This window comes from Mesorhizobium sp. M0437 (assembly GCF_040321335.1).
GTDB lineage: Bacteria > Pseudomonadota > Alphaproteobacteria > Rhizobiales > Rhizobiaceae > Mesorhizobium.
Map to the genome: position 1 here is coordinate 1 of NZ_JAMYRK010000170.1, position 2,231 is coordinate 2,231.

Sequence of the window (2,231 nt, forward strand, 5' to 3'; positions counted from 1 at the left end):
TCCCAATGGTCATGTGTCTGAACCTTTCGCCAACTCGAAGCCTTCATCGAGCCAACCCGTGACGCCGCCAGCCATGATCTTCACCGGGCGACCGAGCTCCGCAAGGCGAAGCGCCCCACGGGCGGCACCGTTGCAGTGAGGGCCGGCGCAGTAGGTGACGAATACGGTTTGGTCGGACCAGCGCTCGAGCTTTGAGCGGACAATCTTGCCATGGGGCAAGTTGATGGCCCCGTGGACATGACCTTGGGCGAACATCGAAGGGCTGCGGACATCGAGGAGGACGAAATCGGGTTCGCGCGACAGCGCATCATGAACATCCCAACAGTCCGTTTCGAAGGAAATTCGGCTGAGAAGTGTTCGCGTGCGATTTCGCTCGGAGCAGCGGGAACGGTTGTGACGGTGGAGGACAAGGTGATCTCCTTTTTGTTCTTGTTCGCTCTCCATGTGGCTGACTAGGATATCACCTTGCAATTGGCATGAATGACATACTACGGGTATATCATGCCAAACACGAACGGCCCCCTCGTTGTCGCGCTTCTCTACGATGGTCTTTGCACCTTGAGTTCGGCATAGTCGCCGAAGTCTTCGGTTTGGCGCGACCTGAAATGGGTGAAAGCTGGTACCGGTTCGCAAGCTGCGCCATCGAGGAAGGCCCCCTTCGTGCGAATGGTGGCTTGTTGCTGACGCCGGATCATGGCATCGGATTAATCGATGAGGGCGATATTATCGTCGTTCCAGGATGGAAAGGGGTCGACGAACCTGTACCTCAAACTCTCGTCCAGCGGTTGCGTCACGCCCATGACAGAGGGGCAAGATTGGCGTCGATCTGCTCGGGTGCATTCGTGCTGGCCGCTACGGGCCTTCTCGATGGCGGAACGGCGACGACGCATTGGCGCTACGCTGATGCACTGCGCAGCCAGTATCCAAAGTTGGCCGTGGACCATGCCTCGCTCTACCGCTCGCATGGCCGCGTGTTCACGTCCGCCGGGAGTGCCGCCGGCATTGACCTTCTGATCGAGATCGTTCGCCAGGACTTTGGAGCTGATGCGGCCAACTCCGTGGCTCGAAGGCTTATAATGCCGGCGCACCGTGCCGGTGGGCAGGCGCAATTCCTTGAACGACCTGTTCCGACACGGCGTGGGTCAGAAGTTGCGCCACTGCTGGACAAGATGAGGGCTGAACTCGGCGGCGCCTGAACGCTGGAGCGAATGGCATCGGAATGCCACATGAGCTTGCGGACCTTTATACGACGCTTCACCAAAGCGACGGGATCGCCTCCAGGCGAATGGCTGGATCCGAGCGCCTTGAGGAGGCGAAGCAGCTCCTGATTGGTCGCCACCACAGCATCGAAGAGATCGCCGCGGCCGTGGGCATGAGTTCAGCGGATACGCTGCGACATCACTTCCGCAAACGCACGGGTATCAGCCCAAAGGAATATCAAACGCAGTTCGGCCGTCCGACGCCAGTTCGATCATGATTTTGACGAATGCTCGGTCATCTATCTGTGTCCATCAACGTCCGGAAAGGGATCGCAGAACGAACCCGCTCGCACGGGAGGGCACGCGTTTCGCGGCTGGCGCATAGGAGACAAGTCGACCAAAAAGGTGGGAAGCGCAGCGAACCCCTCTATATCGATAGCCATGGATGCATCGAGCGACCACCCGCAAAACGACGAGCTTCTCTCGGACATCCAGCGCCTGTCCTTCGACTATTTTCTCAAAGAGGCCAACCCTGCGAATGGCCTGATCGCCGACCGCAACACCCCGGGGTCACCGGCCAGCATCGCCGCCGTCGGGCTCGCCCTGTCGGCCTATCCCGTCGGTGTCGAGCGCGGTTTCATGACGCGCGCCGCCGCCGCTGAACGGACGCTCGCCACGCTTCGCTTCTTCTGGAACGCGCCGCAAGGGCCCGAAGCCGACGCAACGGGCCACAAGGGCTTTTATTACCATTTCCTCGACATGGAGACCGGCCGCCGCGTCTGGAAGTGTGAGCTGTCCACGGTCGATACGGCGCTTCTGCTTGCCGGTGCTCTGGCCGGCGGCGCCTATTTTGGCGAGGACGATGAATCCGAACTGGAAATCCGGCGGCTTGCCGATGCGCTCTACCGGCGCGCCGACTGGCGATGGGCGCAGAACGGCGGCGCCACCGTCACCCATGGCTGGCGGCCCGGAAAAGGCTTCCTGCGCTATCGCTGGCAAGGCTACGACGAAGCGGTGATCCTTTATGTGTTG

3 pseudogenes are annotated in these 2,231 nt (G+C 60.6%); 2 read left to right on the forward strand and 1 reads right to left on the reverse strand.

The features are described from left to right. Positions 1–9: 9 nt before the first annotated feature. Positions 10–410 (reverse strand): annotated as a pseudogene (locus NKI72_RS34635) (rhodanese-like domain-containing protein). A 91-nt stretch (positions 411–501) separates the two neighbouring features. Here NKI72_RS34635 and ftrA point away from each other — a divergent pair. Together ftrA and NKI72_RS34645 are read left to right on the forward strand one after the other, a co-directional pair. Further along, positions 502–1,477 (forward strand): annotated as a pseudogene (ftrA, locus tag NKI72_RS34640) (transcriptional regulator FtrA). Positions 1,478–1,640: 163 nt separating this feature from the next. Further along, positions 1,641–2,231 (forward strand): annotated as a pseudogene (locus NKI72_RS34645) (glucoamylase family protein); the annotation flags it as partial.